Below are 23,466 nucleotides of genomic sequence, written 5' to 3' on the forward strand. Positions count from 1 at the left end.
TCGATTCGCCCGACGGGGGTGGAATCGCCCAGCATGAACCAGGATTGAGTGTAGTAGACTCAACCTTGTAGTCACACTGAGGAGCATCCCCTGATGAACACCGACAAGCTCACGACGAAGTCCCGCGACGCCGTCACGGCGGCGGTCCGGCAGGCCCTCACGCACGGCAACCCCAACACCGAGCCCGTGCATCTGCTGCATGGCCTCCTGCTCACCCCGGACAACACCGTCGGCGCGCTGCTGGAGGCGGCCGGCGCGGACCCCGCACAGATCGACGCGGCCGCCACGGCTGCCATGGGCAGGCTGCCCTCCACGAGCGGCTCGTCCGTCTCCCAGCCGGCGCTGTCCGGACCTTTTGCCCGCGTGATGGCGTCGGCTGAGACGCTGGCAGACGGCCTGGGTGACTCCTTCGTCGCCACCGAGCACCTGCTCATCGGCCTGGCCATGGTGGCCTCGGACGCCAAGACCATCCTGGACCGGGCCGGCGTCACCACCGACGCCCTCAAGTCGAAGTTCGAGGAGTTGCGCGGCGGTAAGCGGGTGGCGTCCGCCGAGTCCGAGGGGGGAGAGTCCGCGCTGGACAAGTACTCCATCGACCTCACCGAGCGTGCCCGCTCCGGCAAGCTGGATCCGGTGATCGGCCGCGACTCGGAGATCCGACGCGTCGTCCAGGTGCTCGCCCGCCGCACGAAGAACAACCCTGTCCTGATCGGTGAGCCGGGAGTCGGCAAGACCGCCGTCGTCGAGGGCCTGGCCCAGCGCCTCGTCGCCGGCGATGTGCCGGACTCGCTCAAAGGCCGCCGCCTGGTCTCCCTGGACCTGGCCTCCATGGTGGCCGGCGCCAAGTATCGCGGCGAGTTCGAGGAGCGCCTCAAGGCGGTCCTCACCGAGATCCGCGAGGCCGAGGGGCAGATCGTCACCTTCATCGACGAACTGCACACCGTCGTCGGCGCCGGCGCGTCCGGCGAGGGCGCCATGGACGCCGGCAACATGCTCAAGCCCATGCTGGCCCGCGGCGAACTGCGCATGATCGGCGCCACCACGCTGGACGAGTACCGCGAGAGGATCGAGAAGGACCCGGCCCTCGAGCGCCGGTTCCAGCAGGTCTACGTGGGCGAACCCTCGGTGGAGGACACCGTCGCCATCCTGCGCGGGCTCCGTGAGCGGTACGAAGCGCACCACAAGGTGCGCATCACGGACTCGGCGCTGGTGGCCGCCGCCGCCCTGTCGGACCGCTACATCACGTCACGGCAGCTGCCTGACAAGGCGATCGACCTGGTCGACGAGGCCGCGTCGCGCCTGCGGATGGAGATCGACTCCTCGCCGGAGGAGATCGACATGCTCCGCCGCGACGTGGACCGGATGACCATGCAGACCTTCCACCTCGAGAAGGAGGAGGACGAGGCGTCGCGCGAGCGGCTGGCCGCGCTGCGCGCCGAGCTGGCGGACTCGCAGGAGACGCTGCGCGGGCTGGAGGCGCGGTGGGAGGCGGAGAAGAGCGGGCTCAACCGCGTCGGCGATCTCAAGGAGCGCATCGACCAGTTGCGGGTCGAGGCGGACAGGGCTCAGCGCGAGGGTGACCTGACGCGCGCGTCGCAGATCCTCTACGGCGACATCCCGGCCGTCGAGCGGGAGCTGGCCGAAGCGGAGGCCGGCGACGCCGGCCCGCAGATGGTCTCCGACGAGGTGGGGGCAGGCGACATCGCCGAGGTGGTGGGCGCCTGGACCGGTATCCCGGTCGGGCGGCTGCTGCAGGGGGAGTCCGAGAAGCTGCTCCACATGGAGGAACGCATCGGGGAGCGGCTCATCGGCCAGCGGCTCGCGGTCAAGGCGGTCTCCGACGCGGTGCGCCGCTCGCGCGCAGGCATCTCGGACCCCAACCGCCCCACCGGCTCGTTCCTGTTCCTCGGCCCCACGGGCGTGGGCAAGACAGAACTCGCGAAGGCGCTGGCGGACTTCCTCTTCGACGACGAGACGGCGCTGGTGCGCATCGACATGAGCGAGTACTCGGAGAAGCACTCCGTGGCCCGCCTCGTCGGCGCCCCTCCCGGCTACATCGGCTACGAGGAGGGCGGCCAGCTCACCGAGGCCGTCCGCCGCCGCCCGTACTCCGTCGTGCTGCTCGACGAGGTGGAGAAGGCCCACCCGGACCTGTTCAACATCCTGCTCCAGGTGCTCGACGACGGCCGCCTCACCGACGGCCAGGGCCGCACTGTGGACTTCCGCAACACGCTGCTGATCATGACCTCGAACCTGGGGTCGCAGTTCATGGCGGATCAGATGCTTTCGCTGGAGGAGAAGCGCAACGCCGTCATGGGCGTGGTGCGGCAGGCCTTCCGGCCCGAGTTCCTCAACCGGCTCGACGACGTGGTGCTGTTCGACGCCCTGACGCCGGAGCAGCTGGGCGAGATCGTCGAGATCCAGATCTCGCGGCTGAACCGTCGGCTGGAGTCGCGGCGGATCTCGATCGACGTGGCTGAGGCGGCCAAGCGGTGGCTCGGCGACGTGGGCTTCGACCCCGTCTACGGGGCGCGGCCGCTGCGCCGGCTGGTGCAGACCACCATCGAGGACCAGCTGGCCCGTGGTTTGCTGGCCGGCGAGATCCACGACGGCCAGACGGTTCGGTTCGACAGGGTGGGCGACGGTATCGCGCAGGTGTGACGCTCGGCTGGGCGCCGAACTCGGGGTGACTCTTGAGTTGAGCCGGACACGGCTATCAATCGGTCGGATTGGGCCGGGACTGGAGTTCGCGCATCGTCAACGAATGCCGTGTCCGGCTCAACTCCGCGGAAAGGGTTTTCAGGGCCCTGTTCGTGTATTGAGCCGTGGCTCCGGCTCACGAGAGGGTATCGAGTGCCGTGTCCGGCTCAACGGGGGTCGGCAAGAGCCGTGTCCGGCTCAACGCTCCAGCGTGGTTCGGGCGAGCGCCCGCGCGGGCGCCCAGGAGGAGGAGTCAGCGGCCGATCTCGCGACGCAGCGCGTCGACGGTCATCTTGGCGGTGTACAGGTCCGCGCCGGTCAGCTCCCTGTACCGCTTGACCGCTGTGATGGGGCGGCCGGAGCGGATCTCGTCGAGGAGTTCCTCGCGTTCGTAGAACGTGAGAGGGCGCGGAGGCCCGGCCGCGGCGTGCTGCCGGCGTTGGCGTTCCTTGTCCAGCGCGGGCGCGATGACGAAGATCCAGATGGCGACGGCGGGGATGAGGAAACCCATCCGGCCGCCGGACATGCCGGTGACCATGACCGCCACGATGAGGATCCACCACTGGGTGTACCAGGGCCGGCCAGCGTCGTGATGCTGCACGGCGGGTGGCGGGGGAGGTGTTCCGTAGGTGGGCGCCGGTGTCACGGCGCCCCAGGCCGACGGCGACGCGAACGGCATGGCGGGCTGTTCGGGCTGCCCGGGCCTGCGTCCGGGGAGGTCCGTGAAGAGGACCCCGAGGTCGCTCCAGGTCCTGGCCTCGAGGGCCTTCGACATGCGCTCGCCGAACTCCTCCGACGTCAGGCGGCCGGCGGACATGTGTTCCTGGAGCAGCTCCACCGCCTCGTCGCGCTCGTGGTCGCCGATTCGCATCTCGTCGCTGGCCATAGGCAAAAGCGTACTCCCGCGGTGCGACGGCGCAGCCAGACCCCGGTCTGGGCGTACCCCGGCCGATCGTCTCCCGGCTAGGGGTGATGCGGGCGGCGTGGCGTCCGGGCCCGGATCCCCGGATGCCCCGCGCTGCGACGCACCCGGACCTGGGCGGCTACGGCTGCTCGCCGGGGAAGACGGGGTCGTCGTCGGTGTTGGGGTCGAAGAAGCCGACGCCGTGCTTCCGGGCGAGATTGCGGCCCACCTCGACCGCCCTATCGGCCTCGCCCCCAGGGCATTGCGCCATGGTGAACGACGAGCCGCAGCGGTAGGTGGTGGTTCCGTCGTCCTCGGCGAGGGGGCCGTTGATCGGAGGGAAGCTCCCGGTGAAATCCGAGTACCAGCTGCGTAGCGCGACGGTGCCGTTCTCGGGGTCGTCGAGGTCGACGCCCGCGCCGCCGTAGCCGATGCCCTCGGTCCAGGCGAGGAAGGGCTCGATGTCCCGGGGCACCGAGGTGGGGTCGAAGACGAGGATGTCGTAGCTCATGGATGAACCTCCTTGGCGCGACGATAGCCGCACGCCGTGCCCGGCGGGATGGCCCGGGGAATTCCGTGGCGGAAATCGCCCCGGGCGTCGTCGGGCGTCGTGCGCTGCTTTGATGGGGACCATGAACGCGACACTTCGTGACGTCAGGCGCGACTACTCCGGCGAGGGGCTGCCGGGCGATCTGGCCTCCTTCGAGCCGTGGGCGTTTCTCGACCGCTGGATCGCGGATGCGCTCGCCGCCGAGGAGTCCGAGCCCACCGCGATGACGCTGTCGACCGTTGGGCTCGACGGTCGCCCGCGCAGCCGGGTGGTCCTGCTCAAGGGGGCGGCGCCGTCGGGGCTGGTGTTCTTCTCCCACTACGACTCGCCCAAGGGCGACGAGCTCGCCGCGACCCCCGCGGCGGCCGTGAACCTGTGGTGGCCGACGCTGATGCGCCAGGTGCGGGCCGTGGGGGAGGTCCACCGCCTGAGCCGCCAGGAGAACGAGGACTACTTCCACAGTCGGCCGCGGGCCAGCCAGGTGGGTGCGTGGGCGTCGCACCAGTCGCAGCCGTTGGGGTCGCGGGAGGAGCTTGAGGCCGCGGTCGCGTCGGCAGAGGAACGGTTCGCCGACGGGGACGAGGTGCCGTGCCCACCCGGCTGGGGCGGCTACCGGATCGTGGTGGACGAGTTCGAGTTCTGGCAGGGCCAGGCGAGCCGGCTCCACGACCGCGTCTCCTGCACATTGACCACGGAGGGGTGGTCTGCCACGCGACTCCAGCCGTGACTACCCGCGGCAGTTGTTCCTCCAGGCAGGTCCTCGGGGCCTCAGCACACTCGGCGACCCGTTTGGAGGAACAACTACCGCAGGTCACCCGCGGTGCGGGCAGGGGGACACGCCACGTCAGGCGGCCGTGGGTCCATGGGTCGCGGTGACCGTGCCGGACTCAGTGGGACAGTGCCCCGACAGGTGGCGGGCCAGGGCACGAGCGATGACGCCGTCCTCGTCGTAGGCGGACCATACCGGGGAGGTGTTGACCTCGAAGCAGAACCAGCGACCCTCGGGTGTGCGTCGGAGGTCGAGCCCCGAGAGCTCCAGGCCCAGACGGCGGGTCAGCGTCACGCACCGTCGGCCCGTGGCATCGGGCAGCTCGGCGGGTACGAGGGTCGAGCTGCCGTACCGGTAGTCGACCGCGCTGGACTCGATCCGGTGCGCGAACACCTCCTCGCCGACCACGTGCGCCCGGAACTCCACGCCCGGGACGAAGGCCTGGAACTGCGTCGGGCACCACTCCACCCGGGAGAAGTCCTCGTCCGGGTCGACCAGCCGGACGATGCTCCTGACCGCGCTCGTCGACTTCACGATCACCTTCCCGTGCCGCGCGACGAAGGCGCCGGCTGCCTCCGGGTCCGTGGTCAGAAGGCCCGTGGGGACCTCGAACCCCGCCGCGCGGATGACGAGAGCCTGCGCCGGCTTGGACAGGTTGGAGGCCGAAGGCGTGCGCCGGTTGACCACGCGGACCGACGGCGGCGCCAGCTCCGCCCAGTCGCGCAGTCCGGCCGCGAGGACCGGGTCCTGAGCGCCGTGGACGCGCAGGTACAGTCCCGTCAGCGACGCGCGGTCCAGCTCGACCCCGTCCACCACCAGGCGGCTCCCGGACAGCTCGACGCCGTCGCGGGAGAGGTCCGCGAAGACGCCCGGCAGGCCGAGTTCCACCACCGCGGCCCAGGCCGCGGCCAGCGGCGGGTCGTCGGGTCGACCCGCGATGACAAGGGTCGACGGGCCGCCATCCATGTCGACTCTCATGCCGCCCGCCTCAGGTGGTGGGCGGCGGCGATGGCGGCGGCGGCCTCCGGCATGGAGTCCCCGAGAGATGGCAGCGGCACGACCGCGCACAGCTCGTCGCGGTCATGCGCGAAGAAGGCCCGCAGCCACGGCACCTCGGCCCACCGGGCCATGGCCGCGACCGCCTGCTGCAGCGACGGCGACGCGACGCCCCTGAACGTGCCGTTGGTGACGGACACCTCCCGGTAGCGACCCCCGCCACTCGGCCGGCTCCCCGACGAGGGCACGCCGCCGGCGTGGGCCCACCGCGCCGTCGGATGATCCGGCCCCGCCAGCGACAGAGCCCCCAGGGGGACGAGAACCCTGTCGCTGACGGAGTCCAACCAGAAGCGGAGGAAAGCGGCCATCTCCGCGGCGACGTATTCCGTATCCTCCCCGCGGATCCAGACCAGCTCCTCCGGCAGGACGTCGTCGAGGAGGCTGACCACCAGCCCCACCGTCGACGCAGCGACGGGCTCGCCGTCGACGATCAGCCGGCCGGACCGGTCATCGGGCGGCGACGCCAGAGCCCAGCCGCGTCGGGACAGGTCCCTGGGGGTGAGCACCCCCACCCGTTCGCCCGTCAGGTGCCGCACTTGACGGACGAGCTCGGGGGCCCAGGGGTCCGACTGATGCGTAAGGAGGACGATCATCGGATCAGTCGAGGTCGGGACGGGATTCTTGGCCGATGAACGCTGCCCCGATGCGGTCGACCGAGTGCTCGAGCTGCTCAAGGCGCAGTCGGAGTTCGTTGACGACAGGGTCGTGCAGCTTCTCCGGACGGAGGTCCGGGGCCTCCCGGCCCGACCGCTTGATCTCGTCGATCTCGATCTGCATCTTGTCGAACTCGCGGATCCGCTTGAAATCGAACTCGTCGGTCCACCGCTTGAGGTCGATCTCGCGGCGGATGGGCTTGAAGTCGTCCTCCCACTTGATCTTGATGATCTTCACCGCCTTCACCGCGGCGAGCACGTCGATCCGCCCGTAGCCCATCTGGTTGTTCCACGTGCCGTTGCCGTAGCCGGGGGTGGTGGTGTACGCCACGGTTCCCACCTTCGCGGCCGTCGTCTCGATGATGGTGCGGACGGCGACGTTGGTGAGCGACGCCTTCCGCGAGATCAGCAGCGCCGCCAGACCGGCCACGTGCGGTGTCGCGGCGGAGGTGCCGTTGAACGTCATCGTGTAGTCGTTGTTGGTGTAGCCGTTGGCCCCTGTGCGGTCCGGGGCCGGGCAGAGGACGCCCGGTGCCACCACCGAGATCTGTGGCCCGAAGTTGGAGCCCCAGCCCTCGCCGTCGGGGCTGGTGGGGGACTTCCGGTTGTCGGCCTGGTCCGAGGCCCCCACCGCGATCACGAGCGGGTTGGTGGCCGGGTAGGTGATGCCGTTGGCGGTGTTGTGGTTGTGTGTCGCCACGCACATGACGAGGCCGGCCGCGTGAGCCTCGGCGATGGCGGGGTCGATGATGGCGGGGTCCCAGGCGTTCCAGCCGAAGCTCATGGAGATCACCCGGGCGCCCTGGTTTCGGGCGTACCGGATGCCTGCCGCCACCTCGGTGTCGGACCAGGTGGAGAAGGCGATCGGCAGGATGCGGCAGCCGCCCGCCACGCCCGCTGTGCCGATCGAGTTGTTGAAGGGCGCGGCGGCGATCCCGGCGCACGGCGTCCCGTGGTTGCCGGTGGGCGCGCCCGTGCCTGACATGGTGCCGAGGTTGATGCCGTTGCCGGCGAACTGCCCGACGAGGTCCGGATGGTTGAGGTCGACGCCCTCGTCCAGGATCGCGACGGTCACCGAGGCCGCGCCCTGCTGGACGTCCCACGCCGTCGTGCCTGCGCCGCCGGCGTTGATCCGGACCATGTCCCACTGGGAACTGAACAGCGGATCGTTGGGGTTCATGGCGGTGGGGACCACGAGGGGGATGAACTCGAGCTTCACCTCGGTGCCGAGCTTCTTCGAGAGTTCGTCGCGGATCTCGTAGGCGGGGCGGTGGCCGGCGGTGACGGTGTAGACGTCGTAGTCGCCGAGCCACTGGCTGCGGACGTCGTCGCGAACCAGCCCGAACTTGGCGAGGACCTCGGCCTGTGCCGGATCTGCGGCCGTCACGCTCGGGAGGACGACCGCGTCCGCCTTGGGGGACAGGTACTCGGTGGAGCCGCTGAACTCCGCGGCGTACACCGGGGCAACCCACTCGGCTCCTCCGCCGGAGGCGATCTCCTCCGACGGGGGCTTGAACTTCTTCCCGTCGGAGGTCCGGGTGAAGACCAGCTCGGGGGTGTTGTTGATCGAGGCATGCGGAAGGGCGGACGCGCCTTCGCCCCGGGCGGCCGGCCGGTTCGCGCTGGGCGCCTCGAGGGGGACCAGGCCCAGCTCGGACAGGGTGTCGGCGGCACTCGCTGCACGCGTGGCCGGCATCTTGACGAGCACCTGTGCGGGGACCAGCGTCAGCTTCGCGCCGCTGGGATGGACGATGTTGGTCGGGAACGGCATGAGGACTCCTAACGGATACGCCCCGGACTGGGCGGTTACTCGTCAGGAGTCGATGAGCGCCCGGCTGATACGTGGACCTCGCTCCACGGCCTGCGGGAGTTTCCGCTGATCGAGCCGCGACGCGGCGCAGCCCACGTCGACTCCAGCCTGCGCCCCTTACGCCGGCCGCAGCTCGAGCAGCTTCCCGCCGTCTCCGTCCTCCAGTAGCCAGATGGCCCCGTCGGGGCCCTCCGCGACCGCGCGGATCCGCTCGCCCATGGGCCACTCCTCGGCAACCGCGGCGCCCTCGCCATCGAGATCGACCCGCACCAACGCCTCGCCGGACAGGGCGCCCAGGAACGCGTCGCCCTTCCATGCCGGGAAGAGGTCGCCGTGGTAGATCATCAAGGAGCCCGGTGAGATGCTGGGCGTCCAGAACGCCTTGGGCGGCTCGAACCCGTCGCCGTCGGCGTGGTCCGGGATCTCCCCGCCGCCGTAGTGGGAGCCGTTGGATGCCTCCGGCCAGCCGTAGTTCGCGCCCGCGACGATGAGGTTGAGCTCGTCGCCACCCTGCGGGCCCATCTCCGAGGCCCATAGCCGGCCCTCGCCGTCGACCGCCAACCCCAACGGGTTGCGGTGCCCGATGCTCCAGAACTCGGCCGCGACCCCACCGTCGCCGTCCCACGGGTTACCGGGCGCGGGCTGGCCGTCGAGGGTGAGCCGCACGATCTTGCCCAGGTTGCCGTCCATCGCCTGCGCGGGGTCGAACTTCTGCCGGTCGCCCGAGCTGACGAAGAGTCGGTCGTCCCGGATCAGAAGACGGTGGGAGAAATGCCCGTCGCCGTCGACCTCCGGGTCCTGCTGCCAGATGGTCTCGACGGCGGTGAGCGTGCCCGCGTCCACGTCGAGCCGTCCGCGACCCACGACGGCGCCGGTGCCGCCGTCACCCTGCTCCACCCAGGAGAGGTAGACGGTGCCGTCATCGGCGAAGGTGGGGCCGGGGATGAGGTCGCCGAGTCCGCCTTGGCCGGCAGCCACCACCTCCGGCACGCCACTGACCTCGCGGACGGCGCCATCGCGGTCGCGGAGTTGGAGGGCGCCGCCGCGCTCGGTGATGGCCATGGCGTCGGTGCCTGGCAGGAATGCCAGCGCCCAGGGTTCGTCGAAGCGCTCGTGTTCCACGACGGTGAACTCGTGCGTCTCGGGGACCGCGCTGGGTGTCGCGGGCGTGGTGGCGGAGGGGGAGGGTTTCGAGGCAGTGCACAGGTGACAACGGGTTCACCACGATGAACTCCACCGGCACGACCGACCTGGACGCCGCCGTGGTGTTGGGCCTCAGGCAGAACGTTCTCTGCACGTTCACCAACCAGTTCACCAAGGCCGGACCCACCGCGACGACGGCTCAGAGCCTGATCCCCAACGACACCTTCACGCTGTCGGGCGCCTTCGTGCCCTCCAGCGCCACCGTGCCGGGAGGAACGGTCTCGTTCAAGCTGTTCGGCCCGGCTGACGCCACGTGCTCCGGCACACCGGCGCTCGAGACCAACGGCATTGCGCTGGCTGCTGCCGGCACCACACCGGCCACCTTCACTGCGGCCACGACGAACACGACGTTCGTCGCCAGCACGGCGGGGACCTGGCGTTGGGTGGTGGTCTACAGCGGTGACAACTACAACACCGGGGTGACGAAGGCCTGCGGCGTCGAGCAGTTCACCATCAACAACAACGCGTCTTAGGCGACGTGACCGCGGCCGGGGAAGTGTGACCCCCGCCGCGGCGGAAACCCGGGCCCGGGCTGCCACGTCGGTAGCCCGGGCCCGCCGCCGCTCTGGCGAGGGGCTCAGCCGGCGGCCGGAGGCGTCAGCAGCACCTTGATGGCCGTCCGCTCGTCCATGGCCGTGTAGCCCTCAGCCGCGCGATCGAGGGGGAGCGTCAGGTCGAACACCTTGCCAGGGTCGATCTTCCGCTGCCAGATCAGGTCGATGAGCTCTGGCAGGAAGCGACGCACGGGTGCCGGCCCCCCGTGCAGGTGCACGCCCGAGAAGAACAGTTCCATGCCGGGGAGGTTCACGTCGTGCGCGACCCCCACGTACCCCACATGCCCGCCGGCGCGCGTGGCCCGGATGGCCTGCATCATCGATTCCTGCGTGCCCACCGCCTCGATGGTGGAGTGCGCGCCCAGCCCGTCGGTGAGCTCCTTGATCCGGGCCACGCCCTCGTCGCCGCGCTCCTCGACGATGTCGGTGGCGCCGAACTCGCGCGCCAGCGCCTGCCGGTCGGCGTGCCGACTCATGGCGATGATCCGCTCCGCGCCGAGCTGCCTGGCGGCGAGGATGCCGAGGAGCCCCACGGCGCCGTCGCCCACCACCGCGACCGTCGTGCCCGGCCCCGCCTCGGCCGCGACAGCCGCGAACCAGCCGGTCCCCAGCACGTCGGAGGCGGCCAGCAGGGAGGGGACGAGATCCTCGTCGGGCATGCCGGGGGTGGCGACGAGCGTGCCGTCGGCCAGCGGCACGCGCAGGTACTCGGACTGACCGCCCGTCGACGCGGCGGCCTCGCGCTGCACGCAGTGCGTGTGGTAGCCGGAGGCGCAGATCTCGCACGTGTTGTCGGAGGCGAAGAAGGAGCCGACGACGAAGTCGCCCGGCTTGACCGAGCGCACGTCGCTGCCGACCTCCTCCACCACGCCGACGTACTCGTGACCCATCGGCGTGGGCCCGTCCTGGTGCTCGATGCCGCGGTAGGGCCAGAGGTCCGAGCCGCAGATGCACGAAGCCGTCACCCGCAGGATCGCGTCGGTGGGCTTGATGATGGTGGGCTTCTCGCGGTCCTCGACCCGGACGTCGCCCGGCCCGTACATCACAACTCCACGCATGGTGTTCTCCTCAAAGTCCTGGGGTGCGGGCCCTTGACCGCACTCACCCATCACCCATGAAACCCGCCCCGTCAGCGCTGGGAAAGGGCCTGTCGTGAGGTGTACCGGCAGGGCATCCCTCGGGCGCGACGGGCGGCGTTACCGTGGGTGGGTGGACAACCGAGACACAGTGCGCGAGTTCCTCACCAGCAGGCGCGCCAAGATCACCCCGCAGCAGGCGGGCGTGCCCGTGTCAGGGCAGCGGCGCGTGCCCGGGCTGCGACGGAGCGAGGTCGCGACGCTGGCGGGGATGAGCGTCGAGTACTACTCGAAGCTGGAGCGGGGGCAGCTGGCCGGGGCGTCGCCGTCGGTGCTCGAGGCGATCGCGCGGGCGCTGAACCTCGACGAGGCCGAGCGCGAGCACCTCTTCGATCTGGCGTCGGCGGCCCAGGGCGGCATGCTGGCGAGGCCGCGTCGTCGCTCCGACAAGCAGTGGACCCCCACGCCCGGGCTGCTGTGGATCCTCGATGCGATGCGGGACGCTCCGGCGGCGATCGGGAACGGTCGCGGGGACCTGCTGGCCGCCAACCACCTCGGGCGCGCGCTCTTCTCCGTCCTTCTGAGTGACCCGTTGGGGCGGCCGAACTTCGCACGCTTCACTTTCCTCGACGAGGCCGCCCGCAGCTTCTATCCGGACTGGGACTACTTCGCCGACATCACCGTGGCCAACCTGCGCACCGAGGCCGGCCGCGACCCCCGCGACCGCCAGCTCCACGAGCTGGTCGGCGAGCTGTCCACGCGCAGTGAGGACTTCCGCCGTCGGTGGAGTGCCCACGACGTGCGCATCCACTCATCCGGCACGAAACACTTCCACCACCCGATCGTGGGTGACCTCCACCTTGCGTACGAGACGGTGGACCTCCGCACGGGCGGGGGAGTGGGGATGACGGTGTACGCGGCCGAGCCCGGTTCGGCGTCGGAGCACGCGCTGCAGCTCTTGGCCAGTTGGGCGGCCACGTCGGGGCCCGCAGCGGAGCGCCCGGATCACGCAGACGCCTGATCAGCCGCCCAGGCGGATCCAGCGGTCGCCGCGGGCCCGCAGCCCCAGAGTGACCGCCCGTGCGCCCATGAAGACCACGCAGAACGAGACCCAGAGCCACGTGAGCCCTGGCTGGCCGGCGGGCAGGATCAAGCCGACCAGCGCGACGGGCGCGTACACCACCAGAGTGATCACCCCGGCCCTCGCCAGGTAGCGACCGTCGCCGGCGCCGATGAGCACGCCGTCGAGCAGGTACACGTAGCCGGCCAGCGGCAGCGCCACCGCCACGACGACCAGGAGCCAGGCGACCAGTGCGCCGACCTCGTCGTCGGGGGAGAAGAACGAGGCCACAGGGTGGCGCAGCAGTACCGCCGCGACTCCGATCACCGCGCCCGCGCCAACCGACCACCACACCATCAGGCGGGTCGACGCGCGGGCCTCGCGGGCGTCGTCGGCGCCCAGCGCGGTGCCGACGATGGTCTGCCCGGCGATGGCCAGGGCGTCGAGCGCGTACGCCATCAGCCCCCAGACCTGCGTCACGACGTGGTGCGCGGCCAGCCCGGCCGCGCCCTGAGCCGCCGCGACGTATGTGGTGATGAGCAGCGCCACCCGCAGCGTCACGGTCCGCAGCAGCAGCGGGACACCGACGGCCAGGCTCCGCCTCATCTCCGCCGATGACGGGCGCAGCCGGGCCCCGGATCGACGGGCCTGCAGCGCCACCAACGCCGCGGCCGTGGACCCGAGCGCCGTCTCGGCCAGCGCCGTGCCGAGCGCCGCACCCGCGATCCCCATCCCCGCACCGAAGACCAGCGCGGCATTGAGCGCCAGGTTGAGCGCGGCGCTGCCGACGGACAGCACCAACGGGGTGCGGGCGTCCGCCAGGCCGCGGAAGGTGCCGGTCGCGGCGAGCATGACCAGCATCCCGGGCAGGCCGGGGATGGACCAGCGCAGGTAGGTGACCGCCTGCGTGTGGATCTCGCCCGCGGCGCCGAGTCCGGCCGCCAGCCACGGGGCGGTCACCCACACCGCTGCGCCGACGACGAGTCCGATCAGCCCGGCCAGCCACATCGCCTGCACCCCGAGCCCGATGCCGTGCGTCCGCCGGCCGGCGCCGATCTGCCGCGCGACCACGGCCGTCGATCCGTAGGCAAGGAAGATCATCAGCCCGGTGACGGTGGTGAGCAGTCCCGAGCCGATGCCGAGGCCGGCCAAGGGGACTGTGCCGAGGTGACCGACGATCCACGTGTCGGCGAGCATCATGAGCGGTTGCGCCACCAGTGCCGCGAACGCCGGAACGGCGAGGGCGAGGATGCGGCGGGAGGTGCTCATGGCGTGGCGGAGTCTACGCCGCGGCCGCGTCGGGCCGGGCGAGCCGCCCCCTCGCCGTCAGCCGGCCCACTAGGCTCGGCGGGTGGACCGCCTCATCCCAGACCGCGACACCCCAGGCGCGTTCTGGGTGCGATTCGGCCCGACCTCGCAGTCCTGGGTGGACCCTGCACGGCCGGATTTCCTGGCCTTCGAGTACGTCCAGCACATCGCGATGGTGCTGGACCACACCGTCCTCGACGCCCCCGCAGAGAGGCGCCTCCGCGTCGTCCACCTCGGCGGCGCGGGCATGTCGATCCCGCGCTGGGTGGCGTGGCGGCGCCCCGGCACGGCGCAGGTGGTGTGCGAGCCCGACGCCGACCTCACCGAGGAGGTCCGCCGCAAGATCCCCCTCCCGCCGCGCTCGGGCATCAAGGTCCGCGACGTCGACGGTCGTGCCGGGCTGGCCGCCATGCCGGAGGCCTGGGCGGACGTCATCGTGGTCGACGCGTTCGACGGCCCTCAGGTGCCGGGCGAACTCGCGACCGCCGAGTGCCTTGACGACCTCCGTCGGGTGACGCGAAACGAGGCCGTGGTGATCTTCAACGCCACCGACCGCGCCCCGTTCGCATGGAGCAAGCGCCTCGCCGGAGGGCTCGCCCACCGCTGGCCGCATCTCCTCGTCGGCATGGAACCCGTGGTTCACAAGGGAAAACGGTTCGGCAATCTGGTCCTGGTGGGCAGTGACGCGCGCCCGGACGCCGCGGCCATCGAGGGCGAATCCGCGCGCCTGACCATCGGCTACCGGTGGGTGACCGGCCGCGACGCCAAGGCCTGGCCGGGCGGCGCAGGGCCCTTCGTCGACGGCGCCGCCGAGCCGTCGCCGGGACCCACCGGCCGGGGCTGGTAGGGCATCCTGCGGTATCTGTTCCTCCAGGTGGCCGCTAGGCGCCGTGAGGGGGCCGGATGCTCGTCTGGAGGAACAGATACCGCACCCTAGACTCGTCCCGTGATCCTCCACCTCGTCCGCCATGGACAGTCGACGTGGAACCAGCAGCGCCGGCTCCAGGGCCAGCGGATGGACGTGCCGCTCACCGAGCTCGGGCTCAGCCAGGCCGCGGCCGCCGCCCGCGCCCTCGACGGCGCCCGGCTGGCCGCCGTCGTCACCTCGGACCAACTCCGCGCGGTGCAGACGGCGGACGTGATCTCGGCCAGGGCAGGGGCCCCGGTCCGGCACACCGCCCTCCTCCGCGAGCAGGCGCTCGGCTCCCTCGAGGGCGTCAGCTACGACGACCTCCGGGAGGAACCCGTCCCCGAGGGGCTGCACATCAGCGAAGTGCGGTGGGGCGGGGGAGAGTCGGTGGCTGACGTCCATGCGCGCATGGCCGTGCTCGTCGGGCAGCTCCGCGACGCTCACGCCCACGACGAACTGGCGATCGTCTCCCACGGCGACACGTTGCGGATCCTGCTGGCGGTGCTGGAGGGTCGCGGCCATCGAGAGGTCGAGTGGATCGAGTTCGCCAACGGCCAGGTGCTGAGCCGGGTGCTCTGAGGCGCGGGTCAGAACACGGGGTCGCGGCGATGCAGCCACAGCTGCGCCCGCGTCGTCGCCCGGCTCCCCGGCCGCGACCACCACGCCGCGCCACGCAGGGCGGCCCTCGCCGCGTTGAAGCCCGCCCCGCCGTGCACGCCGCCGCCGGGATGGGTGGCGGCAGAGGCGAGGTAGAGCCCGTCGATGTGCGTGGCCGGGCCTCCGAGCCCGGCGATGGGCCGCCAGGGACCCTGCTGGAACAGTTGTGAGGTGCCCGCGCCGAGGGCGCCGTCTGCGAGGTTGGGATTGGCGTCGTGCAGGTCCGCGGGGGTCTGGATCCAGCGCCCCCGCTCGAGGTCGCGCCAGCCCGGAGCCAACTCGTCGAGCATCGCCTGCACGGTGGCCAGCGACCTCGCCGCACCCTCGGGCCCTGTGACCGGGAGGTGCGTGTAGGCCCAGAGCGACTCGGTACCCGACGGCGACCTCGTCGGATCCGCCGTCGTCATCTGCCCCACCAGCGCGAACGCCCGCGCGGGGACCGTTCCCGCCGCGATGTCCGCGTGCCAGCGCACCAACTCCTGCGCCGACAACCCCGCATGCACGACGGTGGCCGCCCGCGCCCGCGACGCCCGCCACGGCATGGGACCGGTCAGCGCAAGGTTGAGCTTGAGCGTCGGAGGATCCCAGGCGAACCGCTCAAGCCGCGCCAGCAGCCCCGATGGCACCGCGTCGGAGGGCAGCAGCCGCCTGTAGAGCGCCGTCGCCGAGACGTCCGCGACCACGGCCCGGCGCGCGCGGACCGTGGTGCCGTCGGCCAGCCGCACCCCGTCGGCCCGCCCGCTGGCGACCGTGATGCCGACGACGGGCGAGCCGAGCCGCAGTACCGCCCCTGCGGTCCCCGCCCGCGACGCCAGCGCCCCCGCCAGCGCCCCCGCCCCTCCGCGCGGCACGGGGAAGCCCACGTCCTGCGCCAGCATCGTCATGATGAACCCCATCAACCCGCTGACCGGCGCCAGCGGCGAGACATCCGCGTGCATGGCGTTGCCGGCCAGGATGTCGCGCGCCCGCGCACCGCCGAACCATTCCTCGCCCATCCGGCCGGACGGCAACAGGGCGAAGCGCGCGAAGTCCATCAGCCCGCCGGCGCCCAGCACGCGGGCCAGGCGGGCACCGGCGCCGAGCGGAGGCCAACCCCTGAGCAGCGCGTCGAGCAGTGGTTCCTTGACGCGACGCCAGCCCGAGACCAGCCTCAGCCATGATTCGCCGTCGCCGGGGTGGTCGGCGTCGAGGGCCGCGGCGGTGGCATCCGGGGTCGCCTCGACGGCGGACCCGAGCGAATCGCAGCCGGAGGACACGTGGACGACCGCGGGGCGCCGGTCCACCCATTGAAGTCCGTGGCGCTCCAATTCCAGCGCCTGCAGCACGGGGGAGGCCTTGCCCAGCGGGTAGCAGGAGGAGAACTCGTCCATCACGAATCCGTCGATCTCACGATGCGCGACGGCGCCTCCGGGCCTGTCCCGACCGTCGAGTACCAGGACGTCCCAGCCTGCGTCGGCCAGGAGGGTCGCGGCCACCAGGCCGTGGTGTCCCGCCCCGATCACCACCGCGTCGACCATGCGCTCAGCCATACCACCGACCATACGCAGCAGTGCGGTCGGGGTGCCCTGGAAAGGATCGAGAAGCGTAACCTACGCAACCGTAGGTTACGATGGGTGCATGACCTCCCAGGGCGAACTCGTCGCCCCGCCCAAGGCGACCGGCTCCACCGTCAAGCGCGCGTTGACGCGTCTCGGTGCCGGGGCGCGCAGGGTCGCGGAGGCCATCGCGACCCCCCTGCTGCCCGAGGATTTCGTCGATCTCATCGACCCGCTCCGCTCCGGGGCGGACCTCCGGGGCCGCGTCCTGGACGTCAGGCGCGAGACGCCCACCTCCGCCACCGTCACCATCAAGCCCGGCCGCGGCTGGCGGCCCCACCGCCCCGGCCAGTACACGCGGATCGGGGTGGACGTCGACGGGGTGCGCCAGTGGCGCGCCTACTCGATCACCAGCCCCATCGGCACCACCGACACCATCACCATCACCGTCCGTGCCATCGCCGACGGCAAGGTCAGCAACTACGTTCTCAACCACCTCCGCGCGGGTACCGTGATTCTGCTGGACCAGGCCACGGGAGACTTCGTCCTCCCCCTCCACGTCCCTGACAAGGTGCTCTACCTCACGGCCGGCAGCGGGATCACCCCCGTCATGGGGATGCTGCGCAACCAGCCGCTGCCCCGAGACGTCGTCGTCGTCCACTCCGCACCCACGCCCGCCGAGATGCTCTTCCTCCCCGAGCTGCATTCCCTGGCGAGGCAAGGCCGCATCCGCCTGCTCACCCGCTTCACGAAGCAGGACGGCATCCTGGCCGTGACCGATCTCGACGTCGTGGTTCCGGACTGGCGAAGCCGCGACACCTGGGCGTGCGGCCCCACCGCACTCCTCGACGACGCCGAATCCCACTGGGCCGACGCAGGCCTCCGCGACCGCCTGCACACCGAACGCTTCCGCCCCCGGATCCACGCGGTCGGCGAGGGTGGCGACGTCACGTTCACGACGTCCGGGATCACCACGACAGCCGACGCCTCCACCACCATCCTCGACGCGGGCGAGGATGCCGGCGTCCTGATGCCGTCGGGCTGCCGGATGGGCATCTGCTTCAACTGCGTCGTCCCGATGACCGAGGGCAGCGTCCGCGACCTCCGCACCGGAGACCTCACCACCGCCAACCCGGAGGACCCGGTCCTCATCCAGACCTGTGTGTCGGCTGCTGCTGGCGCATGCCATCTCCGCATCTGAAAGCCTGACTATGACTGCCACAACCACCCGCTCGAACCGCATCACCACCACCCGCCCCGAGGCCCGCCCCGAGACCTCCACCACGGGCAAGCCCAACCCCATCGCGCACCTGAGCCCCGAGGACATCGAGGACATCGGGCGCGAGCTCGACGCCATCCGCGACGAGATCATGGCCGGCCGCGGAGCCGACGACGCCGCCTACATCCGCCGGATGATCAGGATCCAGCGGTCGCTGGAACTGGCCAGCCGAGTCGTGCTGCTGTTCTCGAAGTTCCCGCCCGCCTTCGTGGCCGGGACCACCGGGTTGACGGTGGCGAAGATCATCGAGAACACCGAGATCGGCCACAACATCCTGCACGGCCAGTGGGACTGGATGCGCGACGACAAGATCCACTCCAGCACCTGGGAGTGGGATTTCGCCTCGCCTGCGGAGCAGTGGAAGAAGTCGCACAACGTCGAGCACCACACCTACACCAACGTCGTCGGCATGGACAACGACCTCGGTTACAACGTGCTGCGCGTGGACCCGGACCAGGAGTGGAAGCTGCTCCACGTGTTCCAGCCGGTGACCAACTTCTTCACGGCGCTGTTCTTCGAGTACGGCATCGCGGCCTACGACCTCGACCTCAAGGGCTGGAAGGAGGGCACCAAGGACAAGGCCGTCTTCAAGGAGGACCTGGCGAAGGTGTTCAAGAAGATCCGCTCCCAGATGGGTAAGGACTACGTGGTGCATCCTCTGCTGTCCGGCCCGTCGGCGCCCGCCACGCTCCTGGCCAACGCCATCGCCAACACCGCCCGCAACGTGTGGACGCACTCGGTGATCTTCTGCGGCCACTTCCCCGAGGGGGTGGAGACGTTCGAGACCGAGTCCATCGAGGGTGAGACCCGCGGCGAGTGGTACGTGCGGCAGATGCTCGGCTCGGCCAACATCTCCGGCTCCAAGCTGATGCACATCATGAGCGGGAACCTGTCGCACCAGATCGAGCACCACCTGTTCCCGGACATGCCGAGCAACCGCTACGCGGAGATCGCGCCCAGGATCAAGGCGCTGATGGAGCGCTACGGCCTGCGTTACGTGACCGGCCCGATGCACAGGCAGGTTGGGTCGGCGTGGGCGAAGGTCTTCAGGTACTCGTTGCCGAACAAGCGCCCCGGCCACAGCCAGCTCGGTGACGTGGTCGCGGCGGCCCGCGACGCGGTGACCGACGTGCTGGATTCGACGCGGGGCATGTGGAGGCGCGATCAGCGCAGTCTGACCGCTTCCCCCGCCTGACCAGGTTCGGCCCCTCGCCAGACCGGGTCAGTCCCCCGGGTGCCCCGAGCCTGACGTGCGGTGATTGTTCCTCCAGAAGAGTTCTCGCCCGCCTGCAGGTGCCGAAGACTGTTCTGGAGGGACATCCGCCGCGACCCTGTCCGTAGACTCCTGCCTTGTGAGCGCACCGATGCCGCCGCGGGGAGGCGGAACCCTCCCCCTCGTGCTGGCCGTCGCGATCGTGGTCCTCCTCCTCGTGGCCCTGGGCGCCAACAGCCCGCGACCCCCGCTCGTCGAGGTGCTCCCCAGACCCACCCCCACCGCGACGCTCGAGCCCGCGCTTCCCCTGCCGACCATGGACATCCTGCCGTCACAGTCTCCGCTGTTCCCGATGCCGGACCAGGAGCCGCTCGTCCTGCCGGACTGGGCCGACGACGTGGTCCGGATCCTCGCCACCGCCGCCATCCTCGCGCTCATCGCGGCCTTCCTCCACCGCCTCTCCGGCGAGCTCATCCGCACCGAGCGCCGGCACGCGGCTGAACCCACCGGCAATGAGGCCGACATCCCCGAGATCGACGACGAGGAGCTGGCCGAGACCTTGGAGGAGGCAGCTGAGGAGCTCAGGCGGGGTCTCGCCGTCGACGGCGCCGTCATCGAGTGCTGGCGGCGCCTCGAGCGCGTGGCCGTCTCCTCCGGCATCATCCGCCGGCCGTCCCAGACGTCGCGGGAGTTCACCGTCGACGTGCTCAGCCACGCCGCCGTCGACGCCCCCGCCCTCGAGGCGCTCGCCGAGCTCTACCGGCAGGCGATGTTCTCCACGCACGAGCTGACCGACGCCGACCGCGACCGTGCCATCGCAGCCCTCGAGGCCCTCAGCGAGCAACTCAGCGGACGGGGCAGGCCGTGACGCCCGGGCGAAGCCTGATCGCGAGACTGGCTGTGGGCGTCGCCGCCGCGGCCCTCGTGATCCTCCTCGACGACCTGGCCAACCTCCGCGTCGACCCCACCCTCGCGCTCCTGGCCGGTGCCGTGGCCGCGGCCGCCTCATGGGCACTGACCCACGCGCGGCCGGCGCCCGAACCACCCGAATGGCAGCAACCCTCCTGGCACACCCGCTCGCCGCACTTCCAGGCCGACATCCGCACCCGCCGCCTCGCGTCGGTTCTCGCCCACGCGCAGCCCGGCCGCGGATTCGACTCCCGCCGCGTCGCCCGCCAACTGGCCGAGCTCACCGTCAGGCGGCTCGTCACCTCCGGTCGCATCACCAGGCCATCACCGCACACCGACCCCCTCGGGGACGCCGGCTCCCACCTCTCGCCCGCGCTGCTGGCCTACCTGCGCAGCGCCGAGGCAGAGCATCCGCAGGTCCTCAACCGCAAGACCCTGCACGCCCACCTCAAGGAGATCGATTCGCTATGAGCACCCCCACCGCGCTCACCCAGGCGCAGGCCGCCGCGCTCGTGCAGCGGGTCCTCGACGCCGTCGACACCGCCCTGGTGGGAAAGCGCGACCAGATGACCCTGGTCCTCGCCGGCGTCCTCGCCGGCGGACACGTGCTGCTCGAGGACCTTCCCGGGCTCGGCAAGACGCTGGCGGCCCGGTCCCTGGCCCAGGCGCTCGGGCTCGAGTTCACCCGCGCCCAGTTCACCCCCGACCTGCTGCCCGCCGACCTCACCGGCTCCTACATCTTCGACCAGAACAAGGCCGAGTTCAGCTTCCGCCCGGGCCCGATCTTCACGGGCCTGCTCCTGGCGGACGAGATCAACCGCACCCCGCCCAAGACGCAGTCCGCGCTGCTGGAGGCGATGCAGGAGCGGCAGGTCACCGTCGAGGGGCACACCTTCGTCCTGCCGCGACCCTTCCACGTGCTGGCCACCGCCAACCCGATCGAGCACGAGGGCACCTACCCGCTGCCCGAGGCGCAGCTGGACCGGTTCCTGCTGCGGCTGGCTTTCGGGTATCCGTCGCTCGACGAGGAGTGGGATGTGCTGGGGCGGCGGATGGAGCGCAGACGCGAGGAGGTCGTCGTCGCGCCGGTCCTCGATCCGGCAGGCCTGCTCGCCGTGCAGGACTGCGTCGAGAACGTCCACGTGGCCGAGTCCGTGGGTCGCTACGCCATCGACCTGGTGCGCGCCACGCGTGAGCACCAGGACACGCTGGTGGGGGCGTCTCCCCGTGGATCGCTGGCGCTGTTGCTGTGCTCGAGGGCGCTGGCGCTGATCGAGGGTCGTGATTTCGTCATCCCGGAGGACGTCAAGCGCCTCGCCGTGCCCGCGCTCGGGCACCGGATCGTCATCCGCCCCGAGCTGTGGCTGAACAACGTGGCGCCCGAGTCCATCGTCCGGGCTGTCCTGGACCTTGTGCCGGTGCCCGACGCGGAGACCCTCTGATGCGCGTCTCGCACACCCCGGCCTTGCTGCGGTCCCTCGCGGCCGCGGCGGTGTCGGGGGTGCTCGCGATCGTCGCCCAGCGGGCCGACGTCGCGGTCCTGATGGCGCCGTTCGTCGTGCACCTGGCGTGGGGATGGTGGGGCCGGCGGCGGGCCGAGCCTGAGCTGGAGGTGCGGCCCAGGGCGGTGGTGATTCCGGCGGGGGAATCGGTGCCGCTGGTGGCGCGGGCGGTCGGGGCATGGCCGTCGGCGCTCGTGGCGGTGCAGTGGCCCGTGCGGCCGGGGATCGCGCTGGAGCCCGACTCGGGCACGGCGCTGGATGCTGTGGTGCCTGAGGGCGTGCGGGTCGCGGTGCAGCCTGAGCGCTGGGGCCGCTACGACGTGGGCCCCGGGACCGTCGCCGTGACCGATCTCAGCGGAAGTTGGCGCGCCTCGACGGCGTTGCCCAGGGCCCAGGTCACGGTCCGGCCCGCGTCGTCGACGCTGGAGGGTGGGAGCGGAGTGGCGCACCCGATCGGCATCGTCGGGATGCACCGCTCGCGGCACCGTGGCGACGGCAGCGACCTGGCAGACGTGCGCGAGTTCCGCCCCGGCGACAGGCTGCGGCGGATCAACTGGCGCGTGACGTCGCGGCTGGGGAAGGTGCACGTGAACTCGACGCTCACCGAGCGCGACACCGATGTGCTCATCGTCGCCGACACCCTCCTCGACGTGGTCCCCGCCGCTCCCGAGGAGCCGACCAGCCTCGACGCGACGGTGCGGGCGATCGCGGCGATCTCCCGGCATTACGTCGGTTTCGGCGATCGAGTGGCCATCCACGACCTGGGCCGACGGATCGGTCACGTCCGCTCCGGGACCGGGCCGCGTCAGGCGCGGGTGGTGCTCAACCAGTTGTCGCGGGCGAATCGCAGCGTGCCGGACTGGGACATGCTGCGGCCGGTGGGCACGGTGACGAGCGGGATGCTGGTGTTCTTCTGCTCACCGCTGCTGGAGCGGGAGTCGCAGGACGAGCTGGTGCGCCTGCGCCGGCTGGGCGCCGAGGTGATCGGGGTGGACACGCTGCCGGAGGGCATCGGGCGATTCGAGGACATCGCGTCGTTCCGGCGCGACACGTTCCTGGGCGAGTCGTGGATGATCCGGCGGATGGAGCGCGACGACGCCATCGAGCGGCTGCGGACCATCGGCATCCCTGTCACGCCGTGGCGGGGAACCAGCAGCCTCGCGAGCGTGCTCCTCTCGATGGAGGCGGCCCGTTCCGCCCCGAGGCGGGTGCTCGGCCGATGAGGGACCTCGCCGAACTCGTCGCGGGGTGGATCTACGCACTGCGGATCACCAGCGGCCAGCAGTGGGTGCTGCGGATGATCGTCCTCTCCTCGGGGCTCGGCGCGGCAGTCCTGTGCGCGCTGTGGTTCCCGGTGGTGGTCTCGACGGCGCTCCTGGTGACGACGGTGCTGCTGGCGTTCGCGTCCGTGGTGCGGCCGAACTCCGCGGCGTCGCTGGGGCTGGTCGCCGTCGTCGCGCTGTCGTGGTTGGCCGGGGGAGCGGGCGCGTCGTGGTGGAAGTGGCTCGTGATCGCGGCGGTGGTGGCGGTCTTTCACCTGACCACGGCATTCGCTGCGGCCGCGCCGTCGTACGCGACGATCACGCCGCGTGCCGCTGGACGCATGGCGCGAGGTGCGGCGGGGTTCGTGGGCGCGAGTGTCGCGGCGGGGGCGCTGGTCACGGCGGTGGCCGCGTCACCCGACGGCCTTCTCGGCCCCTGGTGGGTGGTCGCGGGAGCGCTGGCTGTGGCCGGCACGGTCGTGGCCGTCGTCGTGGCTCTCGGCGCTGACCCGGACTGAGTGAGGCCCCGCCAGGCGTCCGGGGACAGTTCATCGGC

22 protein-coding genes are annotated in these 23,466 nt (G+C 71.2%); 13 read left to right on the top strand and 9 right to left on the bottom strand.

The genetic code is table 11. The annotated features are described in order from the left end of the window. The first annotated feature begins 93 nt into the window (after positions 1-93). Positions 94-2,661 carry an ATP-dependent chaperone ClpB gene (clpB, locus tag ACX1D0_RS14785; protein WP_459018755.1) on the top strand — a complete coding sequence of 856 codons (2,568 nt, stop codon included), beginning with the start codon at positions 94-96 and terminating at the stop codon, positions 2,659-2,661. A 292-nt stretch (positions 2,662-2,953) separates the two neighbouring features. Here clpB and ACX1D0_RS14790 read toward each other — a convergent pair whose 3' ends face one another. Both ACX1D0_RS14790 and ACX1D0_RS14795 read right to left on the bottom strand, forming a co-directional pair. Further along, positions 2,954-3,586, bottom strand: coding sequence for a DUF1707 SHOCT-like domain-containing protein (locus tag ACX1D0_RS14790; protein WP_459018756.1), 633 nt, complete (start codon positions 3,584-3,586; stop codon positions 2,954-2,956). Between the two features lie 157 nt (positions 3,587-3,743). Further along, positions 3,744-4,115, bottom strand: coding sequence for a hypothetical protein (locus ACX1D0_RS14795; protein ID WP_459018757.1), 372 nt, complete (start codon positions 4,113-4,115; stop codon positions 3,744-3,746). Positions 4,116-4,236: 121 nt separating this feature from the next. On the opposite strand from ACX1D0_RS14795, the gene pdxH reads away from it, so the two are divergent. Then, on the top strand, positions 4,237-4,881 hold the full coding sequence (gene pdxH / locus ACX1D0_RS14800; RefSeq protein WP_459018758.1) for a pyridoxamine 5'-phosphate oxidase: 645 nt from the start codon (positions 4,237-4,239) through the stop codon (positions 4,879-4,881). A gap of 117 nt (positions 4,882-4,998) precedes the next feature. Here pdxH and ACX1D0_RS14805 read toward each other — a convergent pair whose 3' ends face one another. The 4 genes from ACX1D0_RS14805 to ACX1D0_RS14820 form a co-directional block, all read right to left on the bottom strand. Further along, complete coding sequence (locus ACX1D0_RS14805; protein ID WP_459018759.1) at positions 4,999-5,901, bottom strand: ATP-grasp domain-containing protein; 903 nt, start codon at positions 5,899-5,901, stop codon at positions 4,999-5,001. Further along, complete coding sequence (locus tag ACX1D0_RS14810) at positions 5,898-6,572, bottom strand: hypothetical protein (RefSeq protein WP_459018760.1); 675 nt, start codon at positions 6,570-6,572, stop codon at positions 5,898-5,900. The genes ACX1D0_RS14805 and ACX1D0_RS14810 overlap by 4 nt, the downstream gene beginning before the upstream one ends. Before the next feature lie 4 nt (positions 6,573-6,576). Continuing rightward, positions 6,577-8,403 carry a S8 family serine peptidase gene (locus ACX1D0_RS14815; RefSeq protein ID WP_459018761.1) on the bottom strand — a complete coding sequence of 609 codons (1,827 nt, stop codon included), beginning with the start codon at positions 8,401-8,403 and terminating at the stop codon, positions 6,577-6,579. A 156-nt stretch (positions 8,404-8,559) separates the two neighbouring features. Next, positions 8,560-9,564: a PQQ-dependent sugar dehydrogenase gene (locus ACX1D0_RS14820; RefSeq protein ID WP_459018762.1), complete on the bottom strand. Its 1,005-nt coding sequence runs from the start codon at positions 9,562-9,564 to the stop codon at positions 8,560-8,562. 104 nt (positions 9,565-9,668) lie between these two features. Between ACX1D0_RS14820 and ACX1D0_RS14825 the strand changes: the two genes are divergently transcribed. Further along, complete coding sequence (locus tag ACX1D0_RS14825; protein WP_459018763.1) at positions 9,669-10,118, top strand: hypothetical protein; 450 nt, start codon at positions 9,669-9,671, stop codon at positions 10,116-10,118. A 104-nt stretch (positions 10,119-10,222) separates the two neighbouring features. Here the strand turns inward: ACX1D0_RS14825 and ACX1D0_RS14830 are convergent, their stop codons facing one another. Then, positions 10,223-11,257, bottom strand: coding sequence for a zinc-dependent alcohol dehydrogenase family protein (locus ACX1D0_RS14830; RefSeq protein WP_459018764.1), 1,035 nt, complete (start codon positions 11,255-11,257; stop codon positions 10,223-10,225). A gap of 151 nt (positions 11,258-11,408) precedes the next feature. Between ACX1D0_RS14830 and ACX1D0_RS14835 the strand changes: the two genes are divergently transcribed. Beyond that, the gene (locus ACX1D0_RS14835) at positions 11,409-12,296 is read left to right on the top strand and encodes a helix-turn-helix transcriptional regulator (protein WP_459018765.1); all 888 of its coding nucleotides are present in this window, start codon (positions 11,409-11,411) and stop codon (positions 12,294-12,296) included. Here ACX1D0_RS14835 and ACX1D0_RS14840 read toward each other — a convergent pair whose 3' ends face one another. Next, positions 12,297-13,604 carry an MATE family efflux transporter gene (locus tag ACX1D0_RS14840; protein WP_459018766.1) on the bottom strand — a complete coding sequence of 436 codons (1,308 nt, stop codon included), beginning with the start codon at positions 13,602-13,604 and terminating at the stop codon, positions 12,297-12,299. 82 nt (positions 13,605-13,686) lie between these two features. On the opposite strand from ACX1D0_RS14840, the gene ACX1D0_RS14845 reads away from it, so the two are divergent. Further along, on the top strand, positions 13,687-14,490 hold the full coding sequence (locus tag ACX1D0_RS14845; protein WP_459018767.1) for a spermidine synthase: 804 nt from the start codon (positions 13,687-13,689) through the stop codon (positions 14,488-14,490). A gap of 99 nt (positions 14,491-14,589) precedes the next feature. Then, on the top strand, positions 14,590-15,132 hold the full coding sequence (locus tag ACX1D0_RS14850) for a histidine phosphatase family protein (RefSeq protein ID WP_459018768.1): 543 nt from the start codon (positions 14,590-14,592) through the stop codon (positions 15,130-15,132). 8 nt (positions 15,133-15,140) lie between these two features. Here the strand turns inward: ACX1D0_RS14850 and ACX1D0_RS14855 are convergent, their stop codons facing one another. Next, on the bottom strand, positions 15,141-16,739 hold the full coding sequence (locus ACX1D0_RS14855) for a phytoene desaturase family protein (RefSeq protein WP_459018769.1): 1,599 nt from the start codon (positions 16,737-16,739) through the stop codon (positions 15,141-15,143). An 88-nt stretch (positions 16,740-16,827) separates the two neighbouring features. Between ACX1D0_RS14855 and ACX1D0_RS14860 the strand changes: the two genes are divergently transcribed. From ACX1D0_RS14860 to ACX1D0_RS14890, 7 genes are all read left to right on the top strand, one after another. Beyond that, entirely contained in the window at positions 16,828-17,946 is a 1,119-nt protein-coding gene (locus ACX1D0_RS14860) for a ferredoxin reductase (RefSeq protein WP_459018770.1), read from the top strand. Positions 17,947-17,956: 10 nt separating this feature from the next. Further along, positions 17,957-19,219 (top strand): fatty acid desaturase family protein, encoded by a 1,263-nt coding sequence (locus tag ACX1D0_RS14865; RefSeq protein WP_459018771.1) that lies wholly within the window; start codon positions 17,957-17,959, stop codon positions 19,217-19,219. A 157-nt stretch (positions 19,220-19,376) separates the two neighbouring features. Then, a complete protein-coding gene (locus ACX1D0_RS14870; protein WP_459018772.1) occupies positions 19,377-20,105 on the top strand; it encodes a DUF4129 domain-containing protein in 729 nt (242 codons plus the stop codon). Continuing rightward, positions 20,102-20,617, top strand: coding sequence for a hypothetical protein (locus ACX1D0_RS14875; protein ID WP_459018773.1), 516 nt, complete (start codon positions 20,102-20,104; stop codon positions 20,615-20,617). The genes ACX1D0_RS14870 and ACX1D0_RS14875 overlap by 4 nt, the downstream gene beginning before the upstream one ends. Then, the gene (locus ACX1D0_RS14880) at positions 20,614-21,588 is read left to right on the top strand and encodes an AAA family ATPase (protein ID WP_459018774.1); all 975 of its coding nucleotides are present in this window, start codon (positions 20,614-20,616) and stop codon (positions 21,586-21,588) included. Before ACX1D0_RS14875 ends, ACX1D0_RS14880 begins: the two co-directional genes overlap by 4 nt. Next, positions 21,588-22,871, top strand: coding sequence for a DUF58 domain-containing protein (locus tag ACX1D0_RS14885; protein ID WP_459018775.1), 1,284 nt, complete (start codon positions 21,588-21,590; stop codon positions 22,869-22,871). The genes ACX1D0_RS14880 and ACX1D0_RS14885 overlap by 1 nt, the downstream gene beginning before the upstream one ends. Further along, positions 22,868-23,428, top strand: a complete 561-nt coding sequence (locus ACX1D0_RS14890; RefSeq protein WP_459018776.1) for a hypothetical protein — start codon at positions 22,868-22,870, stop codon at positions 23,426-23,428. The genes ACX1D0_RS14885 and ACX1D0_RS14890 overlap by 4 nt, the downstream gene beginning before the upstream one ends. Positions 23,429-23,466: the final 38 nt, after the last annotated feature.

The organism is Tessaracoccus pujii (assembly GCF_054483895.1).

Excerpts from the sequence above, each read along its gene's own strand:
- clpB (WP_459018755.1), top strand. The coding sequence starts at position 94 with ATGAACACCGACAAGCTCACGACGAAGTCCCGCGACGCCGTCACGGCG.
- ACX1D0_RS14790 (WP_459018756.1), bottom strand. The coding sequence starts at position 3,586 with ATGGCCAGCGACGAGATGCGAATCGGCGACCACGAGCGCGACGAGGCG.
- ACX1D0_RS14795 (WP_459018757.1), bottom strand. The coding sequence starts at position 4,115 with ATGAGCTACGACATCCTCGTCTTCGACCCCACCTCGGTGCCCCGGGAC.
- pdxH (WP_459018758.1), top strand. The coding sequence starts at position 4,237 with ATGAACGCGACACTTCGTGACGTCAGGCGCGACTACTCCGGCGAGGGG.
- ACX1D0_RS14805 (WP_459018759.1), bottom strand. The coding sequence starts at position 5,901 with ATGAGAGTCGACATGGATGGCGGCCCGTCGACCCTTGTCATCGCGGGT.
- ACX1D0_RS14810 (WP_459018760.1), bottom strand. The coding sequence starts at position 6,572 with ATGATCGTCCTCCTTACGCATCAGTCGGACCCCTGGGCCCCCGAGCTC.
- ACX1D0_RS14815 (WP_459018761.1), bottom strand. The coding sequence starts at position 8,403 with ATGCCGTTCCCGACCAACATCGTCCATCCCAGCGGCGCGAAGCTGACG.
- ACX1D0_RS14825 (WP_459018763.1), top strand. The coding sequence starts at position 9,669 with ATGAACTCCACCGGCACGACCGACCTGGACGCCGCCGTGGTGTTGGGC.
- ACX1D0_RS14830 (WP_459018764.1), bottom strand. The coding sequence starts at position 11,257 with ATGCGTGGAGTTGTGATGTACGGGCCGGGCGACGTCCGGGTCGAGGAC.
- ACX1D0_RS14840 (WP_459018766.1), bottom strand. The coding sequence starts at position 13,604 with ATGAGCACCTCCCGCCGCATCCTCGCCCTCGCCGTTCCGGCGTTCGCG.
- ACX1D0_RS14855 (WP_459018769.1), bottom strand. The coding sequence starts at position 16,739 with ATGGCTGAGCGCATGGTCGACGCGGTGGTGATCGGGGCGGGACACCAC.
- ACX1D0_RS14860 (WP_459018770.1), top strand. The coding sequence starts at position 16,828 with ATGACCTCCCAGGGCGAACTCGTCGCCCCGCCCAAGGCGACCGGCTCC.
- ACX1D0_RS14865 (WP_459018771.1), top strand. The coding sequence starts at position 17,957 with ATGACTGCCACAACCACCCGCTCGAACCGCATCACCACCACCCGCCCC.
- ACX1D0_RS14880 (WP_459018774.1), top strand. The coding sequence starts at position 20,614 with ATGAGCACCCCCACCGCGCTCACCCAGGCGCAGGCCGCCGCGCTCGTG.
- ACX1D0_RS14885 (WP_459018775.1), top strand. The coding sequence starts at position 21,588 with ATGCGCGTCTCGCACACCCCGGCCTTGCTGCGGTCCCTCGCGGCCGCG.
- ACX1D0_RS14890 (WP_459018776.1), top strand. The coding sequence starts at position 22,868 with ATGAGGGACCTCGCCGAACTCGTCGCGGGGTGGATCTACGCACTGCGG.